The 22708-nt window shown below is 74.5% G+C and carries 19 protein-coding genes; 13 read left to right on the top strand and 6 right to left on the bottom strand.

Translation table 11 applies throughout. From position 1 onward, the window contains the following. The first annotated feature begins 36 nt into the window (after positions 1 to 36). Genes egtA through egtD form a run of 4 tightly spaced genes read left to right on the top strand, consistent with a single transcriptional unit; the run spans position 37 to position 4306 of the window. Positions 37 to 1317 (top strand): ergothioneine biosynthesis glutamate--cysteine ligase EgtA, encoded by a 1281-nt coding sequence (egtA, locus tag AC4OR8_RS10995; protein WP_492165595.1) that lies wholly within the window; start codon positions 37 to 39, stop codon positions 1315 to 1317. Next, entirely contained in the window at positions 1310 to 2641 is a 1332-nt protein-coding gene (gene egtB, locus AC4OR8_RS10990) for an ergothioneine biosynthesis protein EgtB (RefSeq protein WP_492165594.1), read from the top strand. The genes egtA and egtB overlap by 8 nt, the downstream gene beginning before the upstream one ends. Beyond that, positions 2634 to 3332 carry an ergothioneine biosynthesis protein EgtC gene (egtC, locus tag AC4OR8_RS10985; protein ID WP_492165593.1) on the top strand — a complete coding sequence of 233 codons (699 nt, stop codon included), beginning with the start codon at positions 2634 to 2636 and terminating at the stop codon, positions 3330 to 3332. The genes egtB and egtC overlap by 8 nt, the downstream gene beginning before the upstream one ends. Next, entirely contained in the window at positions 3329 to 4306 is a 978-nt protein-coding gene (egtD, locus tag AC4OR8_RS10980) for an L-histidine N(alpha)-methyltransferase (protein ID WP_492165592.1), read from the top strand. Before egtC ends, egtD begins: the two co-directional genes overlap by 4 nt. A gap of 144 nt (positions 4307 to 4450) precedes the next feature. Here egtD and AC4OR8_RS10975 read toward each other — a convergent pair whose 3' ends face one another. Beyond that, a complete protein-coding gene (locus AC4OR8_RS10975) occupies positions 4451 to 4666 on the bottom strand; it encodes a DUF7455 domain-containing protein (RefSeq protein WP_492165591.1) in 216 nt (71 codons plus the stop codon). Between the two features lie 412 nt (positions 4667 to 5078). Here AC4OR8_RS10975 and AC4OR8_RS10970 point away from each other — a divergent pair, with 412 nt between their 5' ends. Genes AC4OR8_RS10970 through AC4OR8_RS10960 form a run of 3 tightly spaced genes read left to right on the top strand, consistent with a single transcriptional unit; the run spans position 5079 to position 8741 of the window. Beyond that, positions 5079 to 7160 carry a DNA gyrase/topoisomerase IV subunit B gene (locus AC4OR8_RS10970; protein WP_492166412.1) on the top strand — a complete coding sequence of 694 codons (2082 nt, stop codon included), beginning with the start codon at positions 5079 to 5081 and terminating at the stop codon, positions 7158 to 7160. A gap of 57 nt (positions 7161 to 7217) precedes the next feature. After that, entirely contained in the window at positions 7218 to 7685 is a 468-nt protein-coding gene (locus AC4OR8_RS10965; RefSeq protein ID WP_492165590.1) for a hypothetical protein, read from the top strand. Positions 7686 to 7700: 15 nt separating this feature from the next. Further along, positions 7701 to 8741, top strand: a complete 1041-nt coding sequence (locus AC4OR8_RS10960; protein WP_492165589.1) for a GNAT family N-acetyltransferase — start codon at positions 7701 to 7703, stop codon at positions 8739 to 8741. Positions 8742 to 8770: 29 nt separating this feature from the next. Here the strand turns inward: AC4OR8_RS10960 and AC4OR8_RS10955 are convergent, their stop codons facing one another. From AC4OR8_RS10955 to AC4OR8_RS10940, 4 genes are all read right to left on the bottom strand, one after another. Further along, the gene (locus AC4OR8_RS10955) at positions 8771 to 9265 is read right to left on the bottom strand and encodes a beta-class carbonic anhydrase (protein ID WP_492165588.1); all 495 of its coding nucleotides are present in this window, start codon (positions 9263 to 9265) and stop codon (positions 8771 to 8773) included. 80 nt (positions 9266 to 9345) lie between these two features. Continuing rightward, the gene (locus tag AC4OR8_RS10950; RefSeq protein ID WP_492165587.1) at positions 9346 to 11139 is read right to left on the bottom strand and encodes an MFS transporter; all 1794 of its coding nucleotides are present in this window, start codon (positions 11137 to 11139) and stop codon (positions 9346 to 9348) included. Between the two features lie 7 nt (positions 11140 to 11146). Further along, entirely contained in the window at positions 11147 to 11878 is a 732-nt protein-coding gene (locus AC4OR8_RS10945; protein WP_492165586.1) for an LppX_LprAFG lipoprotein, read from the bottom strand. A 4-nt stretch (positions 11879 to 11882) separates the two neighbouring features. Next, positions 11883 to 14441: a DNA gyrase/topoisomerase IV subunit A gene (locus AC4OR8_RS10940; RefSeq protein WP_492165585.1), complete on the bottom strand. Its 2559-nt coding sequence runs from the start codon at positions 14439 to 14441 to the stop codon at positions 11883 to 11885. Between the two features lie 428 nt (positions 14442 to 14869). On the opposite strand from AC4OR8_RS10940, the gene AC4OR8_RS10935 reads away from it, so the two are divergent. From AC4OR8_RS10935 to AC4OR8_RS10915, 5 genes are all read left to right on the top strand, one after another. Beyond that, positions 14870 to 15154, top strand: a complete 285-nt coding sequence (locus tag AC4OR8_RS10935) for a GIY-YIG nuclease family protein (RefSeq protein WP_492165584.1) — start codon at positions 14870 to 14872, stop codon at positions 15152 to 15154. A gap of 228 nt (positions 15155 to 15382) precedes the next feature. Further along, entirely contained in the window at positions 15383 to 18094 is a 2712-nt protein-coding gene (locus AC4OR8_RS10930; protein WP_492165583.1) for a bifunctional acetate--CoA ligase family protein/GNAT family N-acetyltransferase, read from the top strand. Between the two features lie 46 nt (positions 18095 to 18140). After that, positions 18141 to 18755 carry a sulfotransferase family 2 domain-containing protein gene (locus tag AC4OR8_RS10925; RefSeq protein ID WP_492165582.1) on the top strand — a complete coding sequence of 205 codons (615 nt, stop codon included), beginning with the start codon at positions 18141 to 18143 and terminating at the stop codon, positions 18753 to 18755. An 88-nt stretch (positions 18756 to 18843) separates the two neighbouring features. After that, on the top strand, positions 18844 to 19431 hold the full coding sequence (locus tag AC4OR8_RS10920; RefSeq protein ID WP_492165581.1) for a DUF5998 family protein: 588 nt from the start codon (positions 18844 to 18846) through the stop codon (positions 19429 to 19431). 9 nt (positions 19432 to 19440) lie between these two features. After that, positions 19441 to 20592, top strand: a complete 1152-nt coding sequence (locus tag AC4OR8_RS10915) for an alkaline phosphatase family protein (protein WP_492165580.1) — start codon at positions 19441 to 19443, stop codon at positions 20590 to 20592. A gap of 49 nt (positions 20593 to 20641) precedes the next feature. On the opposite strand, the gene AC4OR8_RS10910 is transcribed toward AC4OR8_RS10915, so the two are convergent. Further along, complete coding sequence (locus AC4OR8_RS10910; RefSeq protein WP_492165579.1) at positions 20642 to 21316, bottom strand: thymidine kinase; 675 nt, start codon at positions 21314 to 21316, stop codon at positions 20642 to 20644. A 78-nt stretch (positions 21317 to 21394) separates the two neighbouring features. Here AC4OR8_RS10910 and AC4OR8_RS10905 point away from each other — a divergent pair, with 78 nt between their 5' ends. Next, entirely contained in the window at positions 21395 to 22708 is a 1314-nt protein-coding gene (locus AC4OR8_RS10905) for a GNAT family N-acetyltransferase (RefSeq protein ID WP_492165578.1), read from the top strand.

Here is a 22708-nt window from a genome sequence, read left to right as displayed (position 1 = left end):
CACGACCGGTCCGGACCAGGAGGGGGCACGAGTCGCATGAGCACCACCCACGAGGCACCACCCGAGACCAGCGTGCAGGCGCTCGCCGACGACGACGTGCTGGTCGGCTCCGACCCCGTCGCAGCGGCGGCGGCGTACATCGCCGCCCAGGCCCTGCGACCCGACACGGGAGGCCGCGTCGGGCTCGAGCTCGAGCTGCACCTGGTCGACCTGGCCCGGCCGGAGCGCCGGGTGGCCTGGGCCGACGTGGTCGGCCTGGTGGCCGCCCTGCCGCCGATGCCGGCCGGCAGCACGGTGACCCTTGAGCCCGGCGGCCAGGTGGAGCTGTCGACCCCGCCGCACGCCGACGTCGTGTCGTCGGTCGCCGCGCTGCGCACCGACCGGGAGGTGCTGCGCGCGGCCCTGGCCGCCCAGGGCCACGCCGCGGTCGCGCTCGGTGCCGACCCCCTGCGTCCGCCGCAGCGGGTCAGCCCGCTGCCGCGCTACGACGCGATGGAGGAGCACTTCCGGGCCCGCTCGTGCGGCGGTGCGGGGCTGGCGATGATGACGAGCACGGCGGCGCTGCAGGTCAACGTCGACGCCGGGCCGGCCCACGGCTGGGCCGACCGGCTCGCGCTGATGCAGGCGCTGGTGCCGGTGCTGGTGGCCGTCTCCGCGGGGTCGCCGTACCTCGGGGGACGCGCGTCGGGCTGGAGCTCGATGCGGCAGGAGACCTGGCAGGGCATCGACTCCGGACGCAGCGATCCCGTGGCCGGCGGTGAGCCCGGGGTGGCCTGGGCGCTCTACGCCCTCGACGCCCCGGTGATGATGGTGCGCGACGGCGCCGGCATGCGGGCGCTCACCGACCGCGTCACGTTCGCGGCGTGGCTGCGCCGTCCGGGGCTGGTCGGGCGCCCCGCCACCCTCGCCGACCTCGACCACCACCTCACCACGCTGTTCCCGCCGGTGCGCCCGCGCGGGTACGTCGAGGTGCGCTGCCTCGACGCCCTGCCCGACCGCTGGTGGCCGGCGCTGGCCGCGCTGGTGGCCACCCTCGTCGACGACCCCGTGGCCGCCGACCGCGCCGCCGAGCTCTGCGAGCCGGTGGCCGGTGCCTGGGAGCGCGCCGCACGCGACGGCCTCGCCGACGCCGGGCTGCGCCGCGCCGTCGTGGGGTGCGCCGACGTCGCCGCGCGCCGGGTGGCCCCCGGCCTGCGACCCGAGCTGGAGGCACTGGCCACGCTGGTGGCCGACGGCGGGTCGCCGGGCCAGCAGCTGCGCGCCGTGGCCGAGGCTCGCGGACCCCTCGCGCTGCTGGAGGAGGAGTCCCGTGCCTGAACCCCGTGACGCCCAGCCCGACACCCCGCCCCGCACCCAGCCCCGGGACACCCGGCCCCGCGAGCGCCTGGCCCGCGGCCTGGCCGAGGCCCGGGCCCGCACGCTGGCGCTCACCGACCTCGACGAGCGTGAGCTCATCGCCCAGCACAGCCCCCTGATGAGCCCGCTGGTCTGGGACCTCGCCCACATCGGGCAGCAGGAGGACCTGTGGCTGTTGCGCGGCGGCCGCGCCGAGGCCCAGGGCCTGCTGCCGGCGCGCATCGAGAAGCTGTACGACGCCTTCGAGCACCCGCGGGCCACCCGGGTGGGCCTGCCGCTCCTGGGCCCGCGGGAGGCCCGCGGCTACCTCGCCGACGTGCGCGGGCAGGTGCTCGACGGGCTCGAGCGCGCCGGTGACGACCCCGCCGACCTGTTCGCCTTCACGATGGTCGAGCAGCACGAGCAGCAGCACGTCGAGACGATGCTCGCCACCCACCAGCTGCGCGACGGCGAGCCGCTCCTCGGCCTCGGCGCGCCGCTCCCGCCCGGACGGCCGCTGCCGGCCGACGCCGTGCGGGTGCCGGCCGGGCCGTTCGTGCTCGGCGTCGACGGCGTCGACGAGCCGGGCTCGCTCGACAACGAGCGTCCCGCCCACGTCGTCGACCTGCCTGCCTTCGCCATCGCGCGCCGCCCCGTGACGAACGCCGAGTGGCGGGGCTTCGTCGACGCCGGCGGCTACGACGACCCCGCGTGGTGGTCGCCGCGCGGCTGGGTCCACCGCCTCGAGGCCGGGCTGGAGCGGCCCCAGTTCTGGGCCGCCGACGGCTCGCGCCGCCGCTTCGGCGTGGTCGAGGAGGTGCCCGACGACGAGCCGGTGCAGCACGTCTGCTTCTTCGAGGCGGAGGCGTTCGCCGCGTGGGCGGGCGCCCGGCTGCCCACCGAGCAGGAGTGGGAGAAGGCCTGCGCCTGGGACCCCGTCGCCGGGCGCCGGCGCCGCTGGCCCTGGGGCGAGAGCGAGTGGACACCGGCGCTGGCCAACCTCGGCGGCGCCGCGCTGCGGCCCGCCCCCGTGGGCGCCTACCCCGCGGGCGCCTCGGCGTACGGCGTGGAGCAGCTGGTCGGCGACGTGTGGGAGTGGACGTCGTCGTCGTTCGAGCCGTGGCCCGGCTTCACCCCGATGCTGTACGCCGACTACAGCGCCCCGTTCTTCGGCGGCGACCACCGCGTGCTGCGCGGCGGCTCGTGGGCGGTGGGCGCCGGCGGCATCCGCCCGTCCTTCCGCAACTGGGACCTCCCGGTGCGCCGCCAGATCTTCAGCGGACTGCGACTGGCCTGGGATGTGTAGGCATCTCGCCTGGCTCGGCGCCCCGCGCAGCGTGGCCTCGCTGGTGCTCGACCGGCCGCACGGGCTGCTCACCCAGTCCTACGCCCCGCGGCGGCAGGCGCGCGGCCTGATGAACGCCGACGGCTGGGGTGTCGGGTTCTTCGCCCCCGACCGGGCCGAGCCGGTGCGCTGGCGCTCGTCGCGCCCGCTGTGGGCCGAGCCGTCGTTCGCCTCGGTGGCCCCGGTGCTGAGCTCCGGCGCGGTGCTGGCCGCGGTGCGCTCGGCCAGCCTGGGCATGCCCGGCGACGAGACCGCCGCGGCCCCGTTCACCGACGGGCGCTGGCTGCTGTCCCACAACGGCGTGGTCGACCGCGCCGTGCTGCCGCCCACCCACGCCGCGGAGTCGGTGTGCGACGCGGCGGTGCTCGCCGCCCACGTGCTGGGTCGCGGGCCCGACGCGCTGGCCGACACGGTGTGCGAGGTGGCGGCGGCCGACCCCCGCGCCTACCTGAACGTGCTGCTCACCGACGGCTCGCGCGTGCTCGGCACCACCTGGGGCGACCCGTTGTCGTACCTGGTGGAGCCCGACGGCGTCGCCGTGGCCAGCGAGCCCTGGGACGACGACCCGCGCTGGGTCGACGTGCCTGACCGCCACCTGATCGAGGTGACCCCCGCCGGGGTCGCCGTGACCCCGTTGGAGGACCCCCGTTGACCACCCCTGAGCGCCCCGCCGCCGGCGTCCACCTCGACCCGGGCGCCCTGGCCCGGCAGATGGCCGACGACGTGCGGGCCGGGCTGACCGCCTCACCGAAGGTGCTGCCGCCGAAGTACTTCTACGACGGGCGCGGCAGCGAGCTGTTCGACCAGATCACCCGGCTGCCGGAGTACTACCCCACCCGCGCCGAGCGGGCGATCCTGGCCGAGCGGGCCGCCGAGATCGCGGACGCCGGGGCGCAGACGCTGCTCGAACTCGGCAGCGGCACCTCGGAGAAGACCCGGCTGCTGCTGGAGGCGATGACCGCGGCCGGCACGCTGCAGCGGTTCGTGCCGTTCGACGTCGACCCGGTGGTGCTCGAGGAGGCCAGCCTCGCGGTGCACGCCGACTTCCCCGACCTGCTCGTCGAGCCGGAGGTGGGGGACTTCGAGAAGCACCTCGGCGACCTGCCGCGCCACCCGCGCACCATGGTGGCGTTCCTGGGCTCCACCATCGGCAACCTCGACCCCGCCCAGCGCCGCTCGTTCCTCGACGGCGTGCGCGGGGTGCTCGGCGACGACGGCTGCCTGCTCCTCGGCACCGACCTGGTCAAGCCGGCCGAGCGCCTCGTCGCGGCCTACGACGACGCGCAGGGGGTGACCGCGGCCTTCGACAAGAACGTGCTGGCGGTGATCAACCGCAGCCTCGACGCCGACTTCGACGCCGACGCGTTCGAGCACCGCGCGGTGTGGGTCGGCGAGCACGACCGGGTGGAGATGCGGCTGGAGTCGACGCGCGACCAGGTCGTGCGGCTCGGGGCGCTCGACCTCGAGGTCGGCTTCGCCGCCGGCGAGCAGGTGCGCACCGAGATCTCCACGAAGTTCCGTCGCGAGGGCGTGGAGGCCGAGCTCGCCGCCGCCGGCCTCGAGGTCACCCGGTGGTGGACCGACCCCGCTGGCGACTTCGCGCTGTCGCTGTCCCGGCCCCGCTGAGACTCGGCCCCGCTGAGACTCGGCCCCGCTGGGACCCGGGCCCGCTGGGGACCTGAGGTCCCGACCTGCCGCGGAGACGCCGACGGCCCCGGACGCGAGGTCCGGGGCCGTCGGGGGGCTGGTGGGTGGGTGGGAGCTCGTCCGTCAGGAGGACGCGGGGGTGCCGCCGAGCTTGTGGGTCTCGTCGACGACGTTCGCCGCGACCTCCTTGAGCTTGTCGCCGTGCTCACGCGCGTGGTGGGCGCAGAACAGCAGCTCGCCGCCCGACTGGAGCTCCACACGGAGGTAGGCCTGGGCGCCGCAACGGTCGCAGCGGTCTGCAGCAGTCAGCGCAGAGCTGGGGGCAAGTGCAGTAGTCACATCGGCCTCTTTTCTAGGTCATCCGGTGTTGTTCTCAACGTAGCGACGGGGGCCAAGATTCCCGGTCCCGTGTGGTGCACGACACCGCCGTCCCTCGGGAGAACGGTGCCCCTTCCCCGCCTCCTCAACGCCACGACGGCGGTGTCGTGTCCGAAGGGGTGAGGGGTGGAGCGGTGTCGCCGGTGCGGTCGTGCGGGTGAGGCCGGTCGTGCGGGGGTGCTGCGGTTGCCGAGCAGTGTGTCGCGGGTACTGCACCGACAGTGTCACCTGCCGCGGCGGGTCGCGGGACGACTGGTCGTGATCCGGTCGTTTCGTGTCCACATCGTGACGAGGGCCTCGACCCCCCGGGTGCGCGAGCCTGTCCGGACTGTCGGTGCCTCAGCAGTAGGTTCGACACCGTCACCCCGCCCGGATTTGCAGGAGCCCCACGATCGCCGACAACACCTACAACGCCGCCCACCTCCTGGTCCTCGAGGGCCTGGAGGCGGTGCGCAAGCGCCCGGGCATGTACATCGGGTCCACCGACACCCGGGGCCTGATGCACTGCCTGTGGGAGATCATCGACAACGGCGTCGACGAGGCGCTGGCCGGTGCCGCCCACCGGGTGGAGGTCACGCTGCACCCCGACGGCTCGGCGGAGGTGCACGACGACGGCCGCGGCATCCCCACCGACAAGGAGCCGAAGACCGGCCTGCCCGGGGTCGAGGTGGTCGCCACCAAGCTCCACGCCGGCGGCAAGTTCGGTGGCGGGTCCTACGTCGCCACCGGCGGCCTGCACGGTGTCGGGCTCTCGGTGGTCAACGCGCTGTCCTCACGCATGGACGTCGACGTGCAGCGCTCGCCCGCCGAGCAGGGCCTCTCGTTCCAGCGCGGCGTCCCCGGCGTGTTCGACGCCGACGGGCCGACCGCGGGCTTCGCTGCCCGGTCGGGGCTGACCCGCAAGGGCAAGCGGGTGGCCAAGGGCCGCTCCGGCACCCGCATCCGGTTCTGGCCCGACCGCCAGATATTCACCGCCGACGCCCGGTTCGTCTACGACGAGCTGGTCACCCGCGCGCGGCAGACGTCGTTCATCGTGCCCGGCCTCGAGCTGGTGCTGCGCGACCTGCGGGGCGAGGAGGTGGTCGAGGAGTCGTTCCGCCACGACGGCGGCATCTCGGAGTTCACCGAGTTCCTCGCCGCCGACGAGCCGGTGACCTCCGTGCTGCGGCTGCAGGGCATGGACACCTTCACCGAGACCGTGCCGCTGCTCGACGAGCAGGGCCACATGACGCCGCGCGAGATCGAGCGCGAGCTCCACGTCGACGTCGCGGTGCGGTGGGGCACGGGCTACGACACCGAGCTGCGCTCGTTCGTCAACGTCATCGCCACCCCCAAGGGCGGCACCCACCTCAGCGGCTTCGAGGGCGCCCTCACGCGCACCTTCAACGACGTGATGCGCGCGACCAAGGCGCTGAAGGTCAACGACGACGACGTGGTCAAGGACGACGTGCTCGAGGGGCTCACCGGTGTGGTCGCCGTGCGCCTGGCCGAGCCGCAGTTCGAGGGGCAGACCAAGGAGATCCTCGGCACGCCGGCCGCGCGCACCGTCGTGCGCAAGGTCGTGGCCGCCGAGCTGAAGAAGTTCCTCACCTCGACCAGGCGCGAGGAGAAGGCCCAGGCCAAGCTGGTCATGGAGAAGGTGGTGGGCGCGTCGAAGACGCGCCTGGCCGCCCGCGCCCACAAGGAGACCCAGCGCCGCAAGAACGCCCTGGAGTCCTCCGCGCTGCCCTCCAAGCTCGCCGACTGCCGGGCGAACGACAACGACCGCACCGAGCTGTTCATCGTCGAGGGCGACTCCGCGCTCGGCACCGCCAAGCTCGCCCGCAACTCCGAGTTCCAGGCGTTGTTGCCCATCCGCGGCAAGATCCTGAACGTCCAGAAGGCCTCGGTGGGCGACATGCTCAAGAACACGGAGTGCGCCTCGATCATCCAGGTGGTCGGGGCGGGGTCGGGGCGCACCTTCGAGATGGAGGCCCGCCGCTACGGGCGGATCATCTTCATGGCCGACGCCGACTCCGACGGCGCCCACATCCGCTGCCTGCTGGCCACGCTGTTCTTCAAGTACATGCCCGACCTGATCGCCGAGGGCCGCGTCTACTCCGCCGTCCCGCCGCTGCACCGCATCGAGCTCTCCAACCCCAAGAAGGGGATGGACAAGTACGTCTACACCTACTCCGACGACGAGCTGCAGCGTCGGCTCGCCGAGCTGACCAAGAAGAACGTCAAGTGGAAGGACCCGGTGCAGCGCTACAAGGGTCTCGGTGAGATGGACGCCGACCAGCTGGCCGAGACCACCATGGACCCGCGCCACCGCACCCTGCGGCGCATCACGGTGGACGACGCCGACGTGGCCTCACAGGTGTTCGAGCTGCTGATGGGCTCCGAGGTCGCGCCGCGCAAGGAGTTCATCGTGCACGCCGGTGGTCAGCTGACCGAGGACGACATCGACTTCTGACGTCGCCGACAGGGCGCGGGCCCGGCCGGGCCGGAGCCGGCGGGCTAGGGTCGGCGCATGGAGAACGACGTGACGACGGTGGCCTGGCGCGAGACCACCCCGCCCGCGGTGCAGGGCGACCTCGACGCGATGGTCACCCTCGCCGTGCAGACCGCCCACCAGGGCCTGGAGAAGCGCGGGGGGTTCCAGCCGTTCGCGGTGCTGCTGGCCGACGACCGGCGTCCCGAGCTGACCTGGATCGACCCGAGGGTGAGCGGCCCGGAGCCCCGGGCGGCCGACCTGGTGCCGATGCTCCACGCGACGCTGCAGGAGCAGCGCGACCGGTTGCTGGGCGCGGGGGTGGTCGTCGACACCAGCGTCGCCGCAGGTGACGCCGTCCGCGTCGAGGTCGAGCACCGCGACGGCGGCCCCGCGCTGGTCGTCGTGGTGCCCTACCGCTCGAGCTGGGTGGCCGGCGAGGTCAGCCTCGGCGAGCGGCGTACGGCGGTCGGCACGCGCCGGCTGTGGGCCGACCCGGCGTCCTGAGGAGGGCCGCTCGGCGTGAAGGTGCTGGTCACCGGCGCACCCGCGGCCGGCAAGTCGACGCTGGCGCCGGTGCTGGCCCGCGAGCTGGGGCTGCCGCTGCTGGCCAAGGACGCCGTCAAGCGGTCTCTGGCGCGCTCGCTCGGCGCGCCCGACGCCGACGCGTCTCGGCGCCTGGGCGCTGCGGCGGTACGAGTGGTGGCCGAGCTCGCCGAGGAGGTGGGCGGCTGCGTGCTGGACAGCGTCTGGGTCGACCGCGCGTGGGCCCGTGAACGGCTGGTGGCGCTGCCGGGTGCAGTGGTGGAGGTGCACCTGACCGCGCCGCTCGAGGTGCTGCGCGAGCGGTACGCCGTGCGGACGGGTCGCAGCGACCCCGCCGAGCACGCGTCAGCACGCACCGAGCAGGAGCTGTGGGGCGGCGCCGCCCGGGAGCCGGTGGGCGGCGGGTGGCCGGTGGTCGAGGTGGACGCGAGCACCGACATCGACGTCGCTGCACTCGCGGCCCGGGTCGCCTCGGCGCAGGGGCTGCGGGTCTCGGGCCCCGCGGCACCGGGGGTGGCCGACGAGGTGTGGCCGCTGTACCGCGACGTGCTCGACGACGTCGCCGACCCGGTGGCGTGGCGCGAGCAGGTCTGGGACCGACACCGGGACCGCGAGGCCTACCGGCTGGCCCGCGCCCACGACGGTGACGCGCTCGTCGGCTTCGCCTACGGCTACACCGGCCGCCACGGGCAGTGGTGGACCGACCAGGTGGCCGGGCGACTGGCTGCGGAGGCCGCGACGCAGTGGCTCGGCGGCCACTTCGAGGTCGTGAGCCTGGCGGTCGCGCCCGCGGCCCGCGGCCGGGGTGTCGGGGGCTCGCTGCTGCGGGCGCTGACCGCGGGGCTGCCGCACGAGTGCCGGCTGCTGATGACCACGGCCGACCCCGACGACCCCGCACGGCGGCTCTACGCCCGGGAGGGTTGGCGCGTGCTCGGCCCCGGCGTCGGCGACGACCAGGTCGTCATGGGGCGTCGGGCCGACCCCCCTCCCGCCGCCCCGGTCCTGTCGAGCACCTGAGGGCAGGGGATGGACCCCCTGAGGCCAGCTCAGACCTTGTGCTCCAGCAGGCCGGTGTCGACGTCGTAGAGGAAGCCGCCGACCAGGACGCTGTCGGGCACGAGCGGGTGGCTGCGCACCTTGGCGACGTCCTCGGCCAGGGCGGCGTCCTGGTCGGTGACGACGTGGAACTGCTGCCACGAGGCGTCCTGGCCTGCGGAGGCGGCGACCCGCTCGCGCAGCTCGGCCTCGGTGTTGCTGGCCACCGCGCAGCGGGTGTGGGGCACCACGAGCACGCGCTGCACGTTGAGCAGGTGCACGCCGAGCACGATCGCCTCGAGAGCCTGCGGGGTCACCCGACCGCCGGGGTTGCGGAAGATCTTGGCGTCGCCGGGGGCGAGGCCGACCATGCCCAGCGGGTCGATGCGGGAGTCCATGCACGTCACGAGGGCCACGCCGGCCGCGGCGATGCCGTCGAACCCGCCGTAGCGGAAGTCGTCGGCGAAGGACCGGTTGGCGCTCAGGAGGTCGTCGAAGTCCGTCATGCGGCGAAAGGTAGCCGAGCCGGGACCGGGCGTGGCGACCGTGCCGGAGGTCGGACAGCGAGACGACCGACGGGTCGGCCTCAGCCGCCCGTGCGCAGGGCGGCGCGGGGGTCGACCGAGCGGGTCGGCGCCGAGCGCAGCAGCACCAGCGCGAGCACGGCCGCGACGGCGGCGCACGCGGCGGCGCCGAGGAACACCGTCTGCTCCTGGGCGATGCCGGCCAGCTTGAGCAGCTCGGTGAACTCCGCGCAGCGGCTCTCCCCGGCCCCGCAGACCTCGGAGATCGGCGGGATCGCGTCCTCCTCGGCGTAGTAGCGGCGCAGGCCCAGCGTGGTGAGCGCCGAGATGCCGACCAGCATGCCGACCATGCGCGCCACGACCACCATGGCGCTGGCCAGGCCGTGCACGGCGTCGTCGGTGGAGGCGAGGACGGCGGCGTTGACCGGGGCCAGCGCGAGGCCGAAGCCGAGGCCGGCGACGACCAGGGCCACGGTGTAGGACGAGCCCTGCAGCGTGGTGAGGTCCCAGCGCGACATCAGCAGGAAGCCGACCGCGGCCATCGCCATGCCGACGGCGGTGACCACGCCGGCCGGCACGCTGCGGGTGAGGTAGCCGCCGATCACGGCGCCGACCGGCAGCGCCACCAGGAAGCGCACCAGGACGAGCGCGGCCATCAGCTGGGAGTCGGGGTACTCGGTGGTGCGGGCGAACAGCGGCACGTCGATGAGCGCGGCGATCAGCGCGGCGCCGACGAAGAACGACACGACGACCGCCCCCCACGCCGGGCGGCGGCGCAGCGCACCGCGGGGCAGCAGCGGTGCCTCGGCCCGGCGCAGGTGCACGACCAGCACGACGCTCGCGACCGCGGCGCCGAGGAGGTACCAGAGGCCCTGGTCGGAGAAGACCTGCACCCGCGGGTCGGCGGTGGCGAAGGCCAGGATGACCCCGCCGAGGGCGACGGCGAGGTAGGTGGCGCCGACGACGTCGGCCTCGCGCAGGCCGCGGGCCCACGCCCGCAGGTCGACCAGCGGACGGCGCGCGGTGGCGCAGCGCAGCACCAGCAGGACCAGCGCCACCACGGTGGCCAGGCCGAGCGGGGTGAGCCACCGGCCGTCGCCGGCGTACGGGATGAACAGCCGGCCCCAGGTGAGGTCGCGCAGCAGCTGCACCGGCTGCACGAACACGAGCGCGCCGAGGCCCAGCACGGCCAGCAGCAGCACGACGCCGACCGGATCGGGGAAGCGGGGGCGCCCGGCGCCGGGCAGGGTGGGGGACGCGGCGGTGCGACCCGCCACGGAGCGGACCGCCGCGGCCAGCACCAGCCCGACGGCCAGGTTGACCGCGAAGATGGCCCGCCAGTCGGCCACCGCCAGCACCGCGGCGCCGAACAGCGGGCCGAGCACGCTGCCGATCTCCTGCACCGCGGAGACCAGCCCGAGCGGCACGGCGCGCCGGTCCTTCGGGTAGAGGTCGGCCACCAGGGCCAGCGTCGCCGGCACCAGCCCGCCGCCGCCGACGCCCTGCAGGAACCGGCCGGCCACCATGCTCGGCAGGTCGTAGGACAGCGCGGTGACCAGCGAGCCGAACGCGAACAGCACCAGGCACGCCACCAGCACCGGCACCCGGCCCCGCAGGTCGGCGATGCGGCCGATCAGCGGCAGCATCGCGACGTAGCCCAGCAGGAAGCCCGACACGATGGGCGCGGCCCGCTGCAGCTGGTCGGGGGAGAGCCCGACGCCGGTCATCATGTCGACCAGCGCCAGCACGACGACGTAGGTGTCGGCGGCGGCGAACGCCACCGCGATCGCCGCGAGCGCGAGCATCAGGCGGGCCGGGGCGGCCACGGGACCGCGCTGGTCGTCGGCCGCGCTCACGCCGGCCTCACGGCGCGGTGATCTCCTGCTCGGTGCCGTACTGGTCGAAGTCGATGGTGTAGGTCACCTGGGCGTCGCCGCCGTAGAAGGCCCCAGTGACGACCATGCGGCGCAGCTCGTCGTCGTCGGTGATCGTGTAGGCGGCGTCGAAGTCGCCCTCGGCGGTGGGGAGGATGTTGCCGGCCGCGGTGTCGGGGACGGTGCCGCTGTACTCGGTGAGGACCTCGCGGTTGCCCTCCCCGCCGCGCACCTGCTCGCCGACCTCGATGTCGGTGGTGGCGGTCAGCAGCGTGGAGAAGCCGTTGTCGGGCGCCAGCAGCTGCGCCGGGTCCTCCGGGGCGCCGAACTCGCCCGGGTCGATGACCTGGTAGCCCGAGGTGAAGGGCAGCTGGGCGTAGGTGTCGCCGTCGATGGCCACGATCGGGACGTCGGGCTCGAGGCCGCTGTAGCGCACGGTGATCGAGCCCTCCAGCGCCAGCGCGGGCTCGTGGGTGCCGACGACGTCGGCGCCGACCAGGCCGTCCTGGTCGTCGGGGAGGTTCTCGGCGGCGAGCACGACGTGCACCCCGCTGGTGGTGTCGAGCACCTCCTTGGCCTGCGCCAGCACCTCCTCGGGAGTGGCCTCCTCCTCGCCGCCCGACCCGCTCTCGCCGGAGCAGGCCGACAGCGTGAGCAGGACGGCGGCGAGCCCGGCGACGCCGGCGCGAGGACGGCGCGAGGGCCGGCGGGGGAGCAGCATGCGGTCAGCCTCGCACATCGCCGGGAGCCTCGGCCGTGCCCGCGTCCGGGGTCTGGTCGGGCCCCGCGTCGGGTCCTGCGTCGGGCCCGCCGGTGGAGGCACCGGTGACGCGCAGGCCGACCGGACCGGCGACCGCGGCCACGGGCTGGCTGGCCGGGACGCCGGAGCCGTCGCGGCGCCCGGTGGCCTCGGGCAGGTCGACGGGCGCCCCGCTGGCGGCCGCGGCGCGCGCCGGGGCGGTGCCGGCCCAGGCGAGCACGAGCGAGTCCTCACCGCGCAGGAAGCGGTGGCAGCGCACGCCGCCGGTGGCGCGGCCCTTGGCGGGGTACTCGGTGAACGGGGTCACCTTGACCGATCCCGGCTCGGTGCCGGGCAGGGCGGTCGAGGAGCCGGAGGCCGTGACGACGACGGACCCCTCGGGGGCGTCGGGGTCGACCACGCCGAACCACGAGACGTGCTGCCCGGGGGTGAGCCGGATGCCGGCGATGCCGCCGCCCGTGCGGCCCTGCGGACGCACCGCGTCGGCGGCGAAGTGCAGCAGCTGGGCGTCGCTGCTGATGAAGCAGAGCGTCTCCCGGCCGGTGGCCAGCTCGACGGCCCCGACGACCTCGTCGCCGTCGGCGAGGCGCACGACGTCCCACTCCTCGCGGCCCAGCACCTCCGGGTTGACCCGCTTGACCACGCCCTGGCGGGTGCCGAGAGCGAGGCCGGGCCCGGTGGTGGCCAGCGTGACGAGCGCCAGGGCGCGCTCGCCGGCCTCGAGCGGCAGCACCTCGCTGACGGGCAGGCCGCCCTGGAGGTTGGGGTCGTTGGCCGAGGCCGGGATCGCCGGCAGGTCGAGCACGCCCAGGCGCAGCAGCCGACCGCGCGAGGTGACCACGCCCACCTCGCCACGGGCCGTGGCCTCGACCACCGAGACGACGACGTCGTGGCTGGTGCGCCCGCCGCCGGAGCCGGGCGCCCGGGCGGTGGTGGAGCGGGCCAGCAGCCCGCCGGAGGACAGGAAGGCGAAGCAGGGCTCGTCGGCCACCTCCAGCGGCACGGTCGCGGCGGTGACCGCCGTGCCGGCCGACTCCAGCAGCACGGTGCGCCGCGGCGTGCCGTACGTCGTGGCGACCTCGGCCAGCTCGTCGGAGACCACCCGGCGCAGCAGCGCCGGGTCGGCCAGGATCGCGTCGAGCGCCTCGATGTCGCGGCGCAGCTCGCCGCTCTCCTTCTCCAGCTCGAGGCGGCTGAACCGGGTGAGCCGGCGCAGCTGCATCTCGAGGATGTAGTCGGTCTGGGCGAGGCTGAGGTCGAAGACCTCCATCAGGCGGGCGCGGGCGGCGCCGGTGTCGTCGCTGGTGCGGATGACCTGGATGACCTCGTCGATGTCGAGCAGCGCCACCAGCAGGCCCTCGACGAGGTGGAGGCGGTCGGCCAGGCGGGTGCGGCGGAACTGCGAGCGGCGGCGCACCACCTCGTAGCGGTGGGCCAGGAACACCTCCAGCAGCTGCTTGAGCCCCAGCGTGCGGGGCTGGCCGTCGACCAGCGCCACGTTGTTGATGCCGAAGCTGTCCTCCAGCGGCGTCTGCCGGTAGAGCTGCTCGAGCAGCGCCTCGGGGTGGAACCCGTTCTTCACCTCGATGACCAGCCGCAGGCCGTGGTCGCGGTCGGTGAGGTCCTTGATGTCGGAGATGCCCTGCAGCTTCTTGCCCTGCACGAGCACCTTGATCCGCTCGACCACCTTCTCGGTGCCGACGCCGTACGGCAGCTCGGTGACCACGATGCCCTTGCGGCGACCCATGGTCTCCACCCGCGCGGTCGCGCGCATCTTGAACGTGCCGCGTCCGGTGGCGTAGGCGTCGCGGACGCCGTCGAGGCCGACGATCTTGCCGCCCGTGGGCAGGTCGGGGCCCGGCACGAAGCGCATCAGGTCCTCGATGCTCGCCTGCGGGTCGGTGATCAGGTGGCGCAGCGCCTGCACCACCTCGACCAGGTTGTGGGGCGCGCAGTTGGTCGCCATGCCCACTGCGATGCCGGTGGTGCCGTTGACCACCAGGTGGGGGATGGCCGCCGGCAGCACCGACGGCTCCATCTCGCGGCTGTCGTAGTTGGGCCGGAAGTCGACGGTGTCCTCGTCGATGCCGGCCGTCATCGCCACCGCGGCGGTCGCCATCCGGCACTCGGTGTAGCGCATCGCGGCGGGGGAGTCGTCGGGCGAGCCGAAGTTGCCGTGCCCGTCGACGGTCGGCAGCCGCATCGCGAACGGCTGCGTCATCCGCACCAGCGCGTCGTAGATGGCACCGTCGCCGTGGGGGTGCAGCCGACCCATGACCTCCCCGACCACGCGCGCGCTCTTCACGTGGCCGCGGTCGGGACGCAGCCCCATGTCGTTCATCGTGTAGAGGATCCGGCGCTGCACCGGCTTGAGGCCGTCGCGGGCGTCGGGCAGCGCCCGGGAGTAGATGACGGAGTAGGCGTACTCGAGGAAGCTGCTGCGCATCTCGTCGCCGACGTCGATGTCGAGGATGTGCTCCTCGAAGTCGTCGGAGGGGGGAGGGGGTGCGGTACGCCGTGCCATGGGGCCATCATCGCCGCCGCGCCCGGCGGACCGCGCAGGGCCACGCCGTACCGGCCCGCCGCTGCGCTCCCGACCGCGAGTGCACGGTGGTCTCGAGACGGTCGCTGGCGCTCCCTCCTCGACCAGCGGGCATCGGTGGTTGAGGAGCGAGGAGCGCCAGCGACGAGCGTCTCGAAACCACCCTCGCGCGCCGGTGGTCTCGAGACGGTCGCTGGCGCTCCCTCTCAACCACCGGGCGACGGTCGCTGGCGCTCCCTCCTCAACCACCGGGCGACGGTCGCTGGCGCTCCCTCCTCGACCACCGCCGACGTGCGGTAGTCGGTGGTTGAGGAGCGAGGAGCGCCAGCGACGAGCGTCTCGAAACCACTTCTCCACAGGCCGCCGACGTCCCGGTTGCCTGCAGCGGCCCCGCTCCGGACCCTGTGGGCATGGCCTGGACCTACATCCTCGAGTGCGCGGACGGCTCCTACTACGTCGGCAGCACGGTGGATCTGGAGCGACGGGTGTGGGAGCACGACCAGGGCCTGGGCGCGGCGTACACGCGTCGGCGACGGCCGGTCCGGCTCGTCTGGAACGCCCAGTACGACTCGGTGGAGCAGGCCTACCGGTACGAGAAGCAGATCCAGGGGTGGCGCCGTGACAAGCGCGAGGCGCTGGTGCGTGGTGACTTCGAGCTGCTGCCCCGGCTCGCCAGTCGTGCCCGTCGGACGTAGCCGGCGCCGTGGCGGTGGTTTCGAGACGGTCGCTGGCGCTCCCTCCTCAACCACCGTGTGCCGTGGCGGTGGTTTCGAGACGGTCGCTGGCGCTCCCTCCTCGACCACCGTGTGCCGTGGCGGTGGTTTCGAGACGGTCGCTGGCGCTCCCTCCTCAACCACCGTGGACGGCCGTGGGGGTTGCCGCCGCGGCCCCGGCCGGGGGTGCGACCCGCTAGATTCCGGGGTGTGAGCACGACGCCGACGACCCCGACGACGCCCCCCGCCCCGCCGCGGCACTGGGAGGCCGACGTCCTGCTGCGCGACGGCCGCTCGGCCCACATCCGCCCCATCACGCCCGAGGACGCCGAGCTGCTGGTGCAGTTCTACGCCCGCGTCTCCGACCAGTCGAAGTACTACCGGTTCTTCTCGCCGATGCCGCAGCTCTCGCCGCGCGACGTCGACCGGTTCACCCGCGTCGACCACCAGGACCGGGTGGCGTTCGTGCTGCTGCTGCAGGGCCGGATGATCGCGGTGGGCCGCTACGACGTGGTCCGCACCGGCGAGGCCGAGGTCGCCTTCCTCGTCGAGGACGCCCACCAGGGCCGTGGCATCGCCCAGCTGCTGCTGGAGCACCTCGCCCAGGCCGGGCGCGAGCGCGGGCTGGAGAAGTTCGTCGCCGAGGTGCTGCCCGACAACAGCCGGATGATCCAGACCTTCCGCGACGCCGGCTACCGCGTGGCGAGCGAGTACGAGGACGGCGTCCTGCAGCTGGTCTTCCCCATCGACGCCACCGACACCGCGGTCGGCGTCATGCACGGGCGCGAGCACCGCGCCGAGGCCGCCTCGATCGAGCGGTTCTTCAACCCGCGCTCGGTGGCGATCGTCGGCGCCAGCCGCCGCCAGGACACCATCGGCCAGACGCTGGTGCGCAACCTCGTCAACGGCGACTTCACCGGTCGGGTGTACGCCGTCAACCCGACGGCGGGCGCGGTGTCGGGGCTGCCGGCGTACAAGTCGGTCTCCGAGATCCCCGACGACGTCGACGTGGCGATCGTGGCGGTGCCGGCCGACGCCGTGCAGGACGTGGTGCTCGACTGCGCGGCCAAGGGCGTGCACGGCCTGGTGGTGATCTCCTCGGGGTTCGCCGAGACCGGTGAGGAGGGCCGCCAGCGCCAGCGCCGCCTCGTGGGACTGTCCCGCTCCTACGGCCTGCGCCTGATCGGCCCCAACTGTCTCGGGGTGATCAACACCGACCCCGGTGTCTCGGTCAACGCCTCGCTGTCCTCGGTGATGCCGCCGCGCGGTCGTGCCGGCTTCTTCTGCCAGTCCGGCGCGCTGGGCTCGGCGATCCTGGAGAAGGTGCAGAACCGCGGCCTGGGGCTGTCCACGTTCGTCAGCGCCGGCAACCGCGCCGACGTCTCGGGCAACGACCTGCTGCAGTACTGGGAGGAGGACGACTCCACCGAGGTCGTGATGATGTACCTGGAGTCGATCGGCAACCCCCGCAAGTTCTCCCGCATCGCCCGGCGGGTCTCGCTGCGCAAGCCGATCGTCGCCGTGCGCTCGGGGCGCACCACCCAGGGCGTGCCGATGGGCCACGCCGTGCGCAAGATCGCGGCCCCGCCGGAGGCCGTCGACGCGATGTTCCGCCAGGCCGGGGTCATCCAGGTCAACACGCTGGAGGAGATGTTCGACGTCGCCCAGCTGCTGGCCCACCAGCCGCTGCCGCGCGGGCGCCGGGTGGCGATCGTCGGCAACTCGGACGCGCTGGGCCTGCTCGCCGCCGACGCCGCCGCCTCCGTGGGGCTCGTGGTCAACAAGTCGGTGGCCCTGGGCGCCGAGGCCGGCGCCGACGACTTCGAGGACGCCCTCGACGCCGCGATCGACGACCCCGACGTCGACTCCGTGGTGGCGGTCTACACCCCGCCGCTGAACGTGTCGGGGGAGGAGGTGGCCAACGTGCTCGCCGCGATCGGCGAGCAGTCCGACAAGCCGCTGGTCTCCACCTTCCTCGGTGTCGAGGGCGTGCCCGAGCTGCTGCGGGTGCCCGACGTGGCCGGCTCCACCGCCGGGCGCGGGTCGGTGCCGTCGTACCCCGCGGTGGAGGCGGCCGTGCGGGCGCTGGCCCGCGTCGTCGAGTACGCCGTGTGGCTGCGCACCCCCGACGGGGTGCCGCCCGACCCCGACGAGGTCGACCAGGTCGGCGCCCGCGCCGTGCTCGACGAGCTCCTCGGCGCCCATCCCGACGGCACCGACGTGCCGCCCGACGTGCTGGCGCGGCTGCTGGCGACGTACGGCATCGAGCTGTGGCCCGCCCGCCCGGTGGCGACGCTGGCTGAGGCCGTGGCGGCCGCCGAGGAGCTCGGCTGGGACGTCGTGCTCAAGGCCACCGCCGAGCACCTGCGGGAGCGGCCCGACCTCTCCCACGTGTGGCGCAGCATCGACGACGAGCGCGAGCTGGCCGACGCCTGGCAGTCGCTGACCGTCCTGATCGGCGACCCCGTGGCCTCGGGCTTCGTGGTGCAGCGCACCTCCCCGTCGGGGGTGCCGGTGGCGGTGCGCAGCATCGAGGACCCGCTGTTCGGGCCGGTCGTGTCGTTCGGCATCTCCGGCCCGCTGATCGAGCTGCTCGGCGACAAGTCCTACCGGATCCCGCCGCTGGGCGAGCGCGACGCCGCCGCCATGGTGCGCGAGGTGAAGTCGTCGCCGATGCTGTTCGGCTACCGCGGTGCCGAGGTCGTCGACGTGGCGCAGGTGGAGTGGCTGATCCGCCGGGTGGCGCAGCTGCAGAACGACCACCCGCAGATCAGCTCCCTCGAGCTGCCGCTGGTGCTGGCCGGCCCCCACGGCGCCTCGGTGCTGACCGCCCACGCCCGCACCGACCCGGTCGCCGACGCGCGCTCCGACTGGTTCGTGCGGCGGATGCCGAGCCCGCCGAGCGACACGCTGCCCACCTGAGACCTGTCCGCCAGGACGGGCTGACCCACGCCGTAGGATCCGCCGCATGGTGATCTCCGACAGTGCGCGGCTGCTCTTCGTGCACGTGCAGAAGACGGGTGGCTCGACCATCCAGCGGGCCCTCGAGCCGGCGCTCCCCGACGCCCGCCAGGTCACCGGCATGGACCGGCACTCGATGCTCGGCGCGATCCTGCGCGAGGAGCCCGACCTGACGTCGTACTGGACGGTCGGCTTCGTTCGGAACCCGTGGGCGCGGATGCTGTCGTGGTTCCGCATGGTCGAGCGCTTCCGCGAGACCGAGCGCGACGGCTCGGTGGTCATCGAGCGCAAGAACCAGTTCATGCGCGGGGTGGCCGAGAGCTGCCCCGACTTCGAGACCTTCATCATGAAGGGCCTCGACGAGTGGACCCGGCTCCAGGTGCCGCAGGTGCGCTACCTGTCCACCAAGACCCGCCGCGCCGACATGATCGGTCGCCAGGAGAGCCTCGAGGCCGATCTGCGTGCGGTCTTCGCTCGCTGCGACCTGCCGTGGACGCCGCCGAAGAGCGTGAACGTCGACAAGGCGCGCCCCGACTACCACGAGCAGTACACCGAGCCGATGCGTCGCCGCGTCGAGTCGGTCTTCGCCAAGGACATCGCGGTCTTCGGCTACACCTTCTGAGTCCTGCCGGCCGGGGGCCCTCGCTGGGGCGGGGGCGCCGGTGCGCCCTCGGCGGGGTCGGTGGGCCGCGCCGTGACAGACTGCGGCCATGCGTGCCGCCCGTACCGACGACCGCGACCGGAGCCGCGAGCTCAAGGCCGCCATCGACCGCACCGGCTACTACCCCGAGGTCGTCGCCGACGGTGTGGCCGCCGCGGTGGCCGGCGAGCAGGTGGTGGCCTGGTTCGTGCACCACGAGCCCACCTTCGAGGACGACGAGGTGCGCCGCCACCTCAGCGTCGTGGCGCTGACCCCGACGCGCCTGGTGCTGGCCCACACCGACGAGCACGCCGGCGACGACCTGCTGCCCCGTCCCTACACGTCGACCTCCACCGAGGCCGTGCGCCTCTCGGCGGTGAAGTCGGTGGTGGTCACGCGCATGGTGGCCGACCCCACGGCCGGGCCGAGCCACCCCGCGGAGGCCGTGATGACGATCGGCTGGGGTGGGGTGAGCCGCCTCGACCTGGAGCCGGCCGGCTGCAACGACCCCCAGTGCGACGCCGACCACGGCTACACCGGCGTGCTGGCCTCCGACGACTTCTCGCTGCGGGTCTCCGCGGCCGCCGACGGCGCCGACGCGGTCTCCGGGCTGCTGACCTTCGCCGAGGCCCTGTCCGCGCGCACCCACCTGGCCTGAGGTCGCGCGGTGAGCACCGGGACCGACGGGTTCCTCGCGCCGGCGTACGGCGAGCGGTCGCTGGGCGACGTCGTGCCGGCCGTCGCGGCCGCGCTCGGGCGCTCGCTGCGCGACCCCGACGGGCAGGTGGTGGCCCCGCCGCCCGGGCTGGTGCTCCCCGACGCGTCGGCGTACGTCGTGTTCCTCGTCGACGGCCTCGGCGCCCGGCTGCTCGAGCGCCACGCCCACGTGGCGCCGTACCTGTCGGCGCTGGCCGCGGGGCACTCCGCCGCGACCTGCGGGGTGCCGTCCACCACCGCCACCAGCCTGACGTCGCTGGGCACCGCGCTGGTGCCGGGCTCCCACGGCGTCGTGGGGTTCACCTCTCGGGTGCCGGGCACCGACCGGCTGCTCAACGCGCTGCAGTGGTCGAGGGGCGTCGACCCGCTGGAGTGGCAGCCGCAGAGCACGGCGTTCGCCCGGCTCGGCCGCGCCGGGGTGGGCGTGACGGTGGTCAACAAGCGCGAGTTCGCCGGGAGCGGGCTGACCGTGGCCGCCCACCGCGGCGCCGACTACGTGGGCGCCGACAAGGTCGGCGAGCGGATCGCCGCCGCCGTGGCGGCCTCGGCGGTGCGCCCCTCGCTCACCTACCTCTACGACGGCGACCTCGACTGGACCGGCCACCGCTGGGGCGTGCGCTCGAGCCAGTGGCTGCAGCAGCTGGCGATGATCGACGCCGAGGCCGAGCAGCTGCGCGAGGCGCTCCCCGCGCACGTGCGGCTGCTCGTGGTGGCCGACCACGGCATGGTCGACTCACCGCAGGAGTCGCGCGTGGACGTCGACGAGGTGCACGAGCTGCGCGACGGCGTGGCCCTGCTCGGGGGCGAGGCGCGCTTCCGCCAGCTCTACTGCCAGCGCGGCGCCGTCGACGACGTGGTCGCGACCTGGCGTGCGGTGCTGGGGGAGCGGGCTGAGGTGCTGGCCCGCGAGGACGCCGTGGGCCGCGGCTGGTTCGGCTCCGTGTCGGCGTCGGTGCTGCCGCGCTACGGCGACGTGGTGGTGGCCTGCCACGGCGACAGCGCGATCCTGTCCACCACCGACTGGCCCTACGAGGCCGGACTGGTGGGTCTGCACGGCTCGCTGACCCCCGACGAGATGCTCATCCCGGTGCTGGTCGACTGAGCGCGCCGACGCCTCGGACCGGCGGGACCGGCGGGACCGGCGGGACCGCTCAGCCGAACGGCAGCGGCTCGGGGGCCAGGCTCACGGCCTTGGCGCGCGCGGCGGTGAGCCGGCGGCGGTGGTGCTGGCGGCACAGCACCTCGTAGGCGACGTCGGCGTCGGCCTCGCTGGTGGTCGCCGGGTCGTCACCGGTGAGGTCGACGTCGCCGACCACGATCACCTCGCCCTCGAGCACCATCACGCCGTTCTCGGTGCGGGCGTTGTGGGTGGCCCGCTTGCCGCACCAGCACAGCGCCTCGACCTGCAGCACGTTCATCCGGTCGGCGAGCTCGACCAGGCGCGCGGAGCCCGGGAACAGCTCGGTGCGGAAGTCGGTGAGGATGCCGAAGGCGAACACGTCGATCTGCAGCTCGTCGACCACCTTCGCCAGCTGCTCCACCTGCTCGCGGGTGTAGAACTGGGCCTCGTCGCAGATCAGGTAGTCGACGCGCTCGCCGCGGGTGAGCGACTCCACGACGTAGCGCCAGAAGTCGAAGCCGGGGTCGACCTCGAGGGCCGCGTGCACCAGGCCGAGCCGGCTGGAGACCTGGCCGGTGCCGGCGCGGTCACGGGTGACGAAGATGCGGCCCTGGCGCCCGCGCGCGGCGTGGTTGTGGTTGGTCTGGAGCGCGAGGGTGCTCTTGCCGGAGTCCATCGTGCCGGTGAAGAAGTGCAGTTCGGCCACGAGGAGCGATCCTGCCACGACGCCCCGGACGTGGCCGACGGCGGGACCGTCCCCGCCCGGGCCGGGCAGGATGGGGTCATGACCGACCGCGTGGCCGCGCCGCTGATCTCCGTCGACGAGCTGCGCGAGCGGCTGGCGGACCCCGCGGGCGGGGTCACCGTGCTCGACGTCCGCTGGCGCCTGGGCGGGCCGCCCGGGCGGCCCGAGCACCGCGCCGGCCACGTGCCGGGAGCGGCGTACGTCGACCTCGAGACCGAGCTGGCCGCACCCGCCGAGACGGGCCCCGGTGGACGCGGGCGCCACCCGCTGCCCGACGACGCGACGTTCGTGGCGGCGATGCGCCGCGCCGGGGTGTCCGCGCGCCGTCCGGTGGTCGTGCTCGACGACTGGTCGGGCCTAGCGGCCGCCCGGGCGTGGTGGCTGCTGCGCTTCCACGGCCACCGCGACGTGCGGGTGCTCGACGGTGGGTGGGCGGCCTGGGTGGCGGCGGGCGCACCGGTGGAGACCGGTGACGTCACCCCCGAGCCGGGCGACCTCACCGCCGACCCCGGCCACCTCCCGGTCGTCGACTCCCGCGCCGTGCTCGACGTCGACGTGGTGGTCGACGCCCGCGCGCCGGAGCGCCACCGCGGCGAGGTGGAGCCGGTCGACCCGGTGGCCGGTCACCTGCCCGGCGCGGTGAACGTGCCGGCCACCGACAACCTCGGCCCCGACGGCCGGCTGCGTAGCCCGGGCGACCTGGCGGCGGCCTATGCCGCGGTGGGGGCGGTGCCGGGCGCGCAGGTGGCGGCCACCTGCGGCTCCGGGATCACTGCCGCCCACGACGTGCTGGCCCTCGAGGTGGCCGGCGTGCGCGCTGCCCTGCACGCCGAGTCGTGGAGCGGCTGGCTCACCGACCCGCGCCGTCCGGTCGTGGTGGCGGGCGACCTGCTGCTGCGACCCGGCACCACCGACGACGTCGCCGCGCTGGTGGCGACGGCCCACGAGGTGTGGCCGGCGGCGTACGACGTCGACCCGGGGTACGCCCGCACGACGCTCGAGACGTGGTGGACGCCCGCCGCGCTCGTCGCCTCGCTGGGCGTGACCGACTGGGTGGTGGCGGTGCGCGGCGACCGGGTGGTCGGCGCCGGCAACGTCGACCTGCGCCACGACGTGGCGACCGTGTGGACACTGCTGGTGCACCCCGCCGAGCAGGGCCGCGGCGCCGGCACCGCGGTGCTCGAGGCGCTGGCCCGGGTGGCCGGGGGTGCCGCGCTGCGGCTGTCGTACGTCGAGGGCGACAGGCGGGCGGCCGCGTTCTGCGCCGCCCGCGGGTTCGTGCCGGTGGGCGTCGAGCCGGCCGCCGACGGGACGCCTGCCCACGTCGTCGTGGAGCGCCCTGCTACGTCGTGA

The organism is Nocardioides sp. FY1077 (assembly GCF_058681775.1).
The sequence above is the reverse complement of the archived record's forward strand: the minus strand, read 5'-3'. Positions and strand labels throughout refer to the sequence as shown.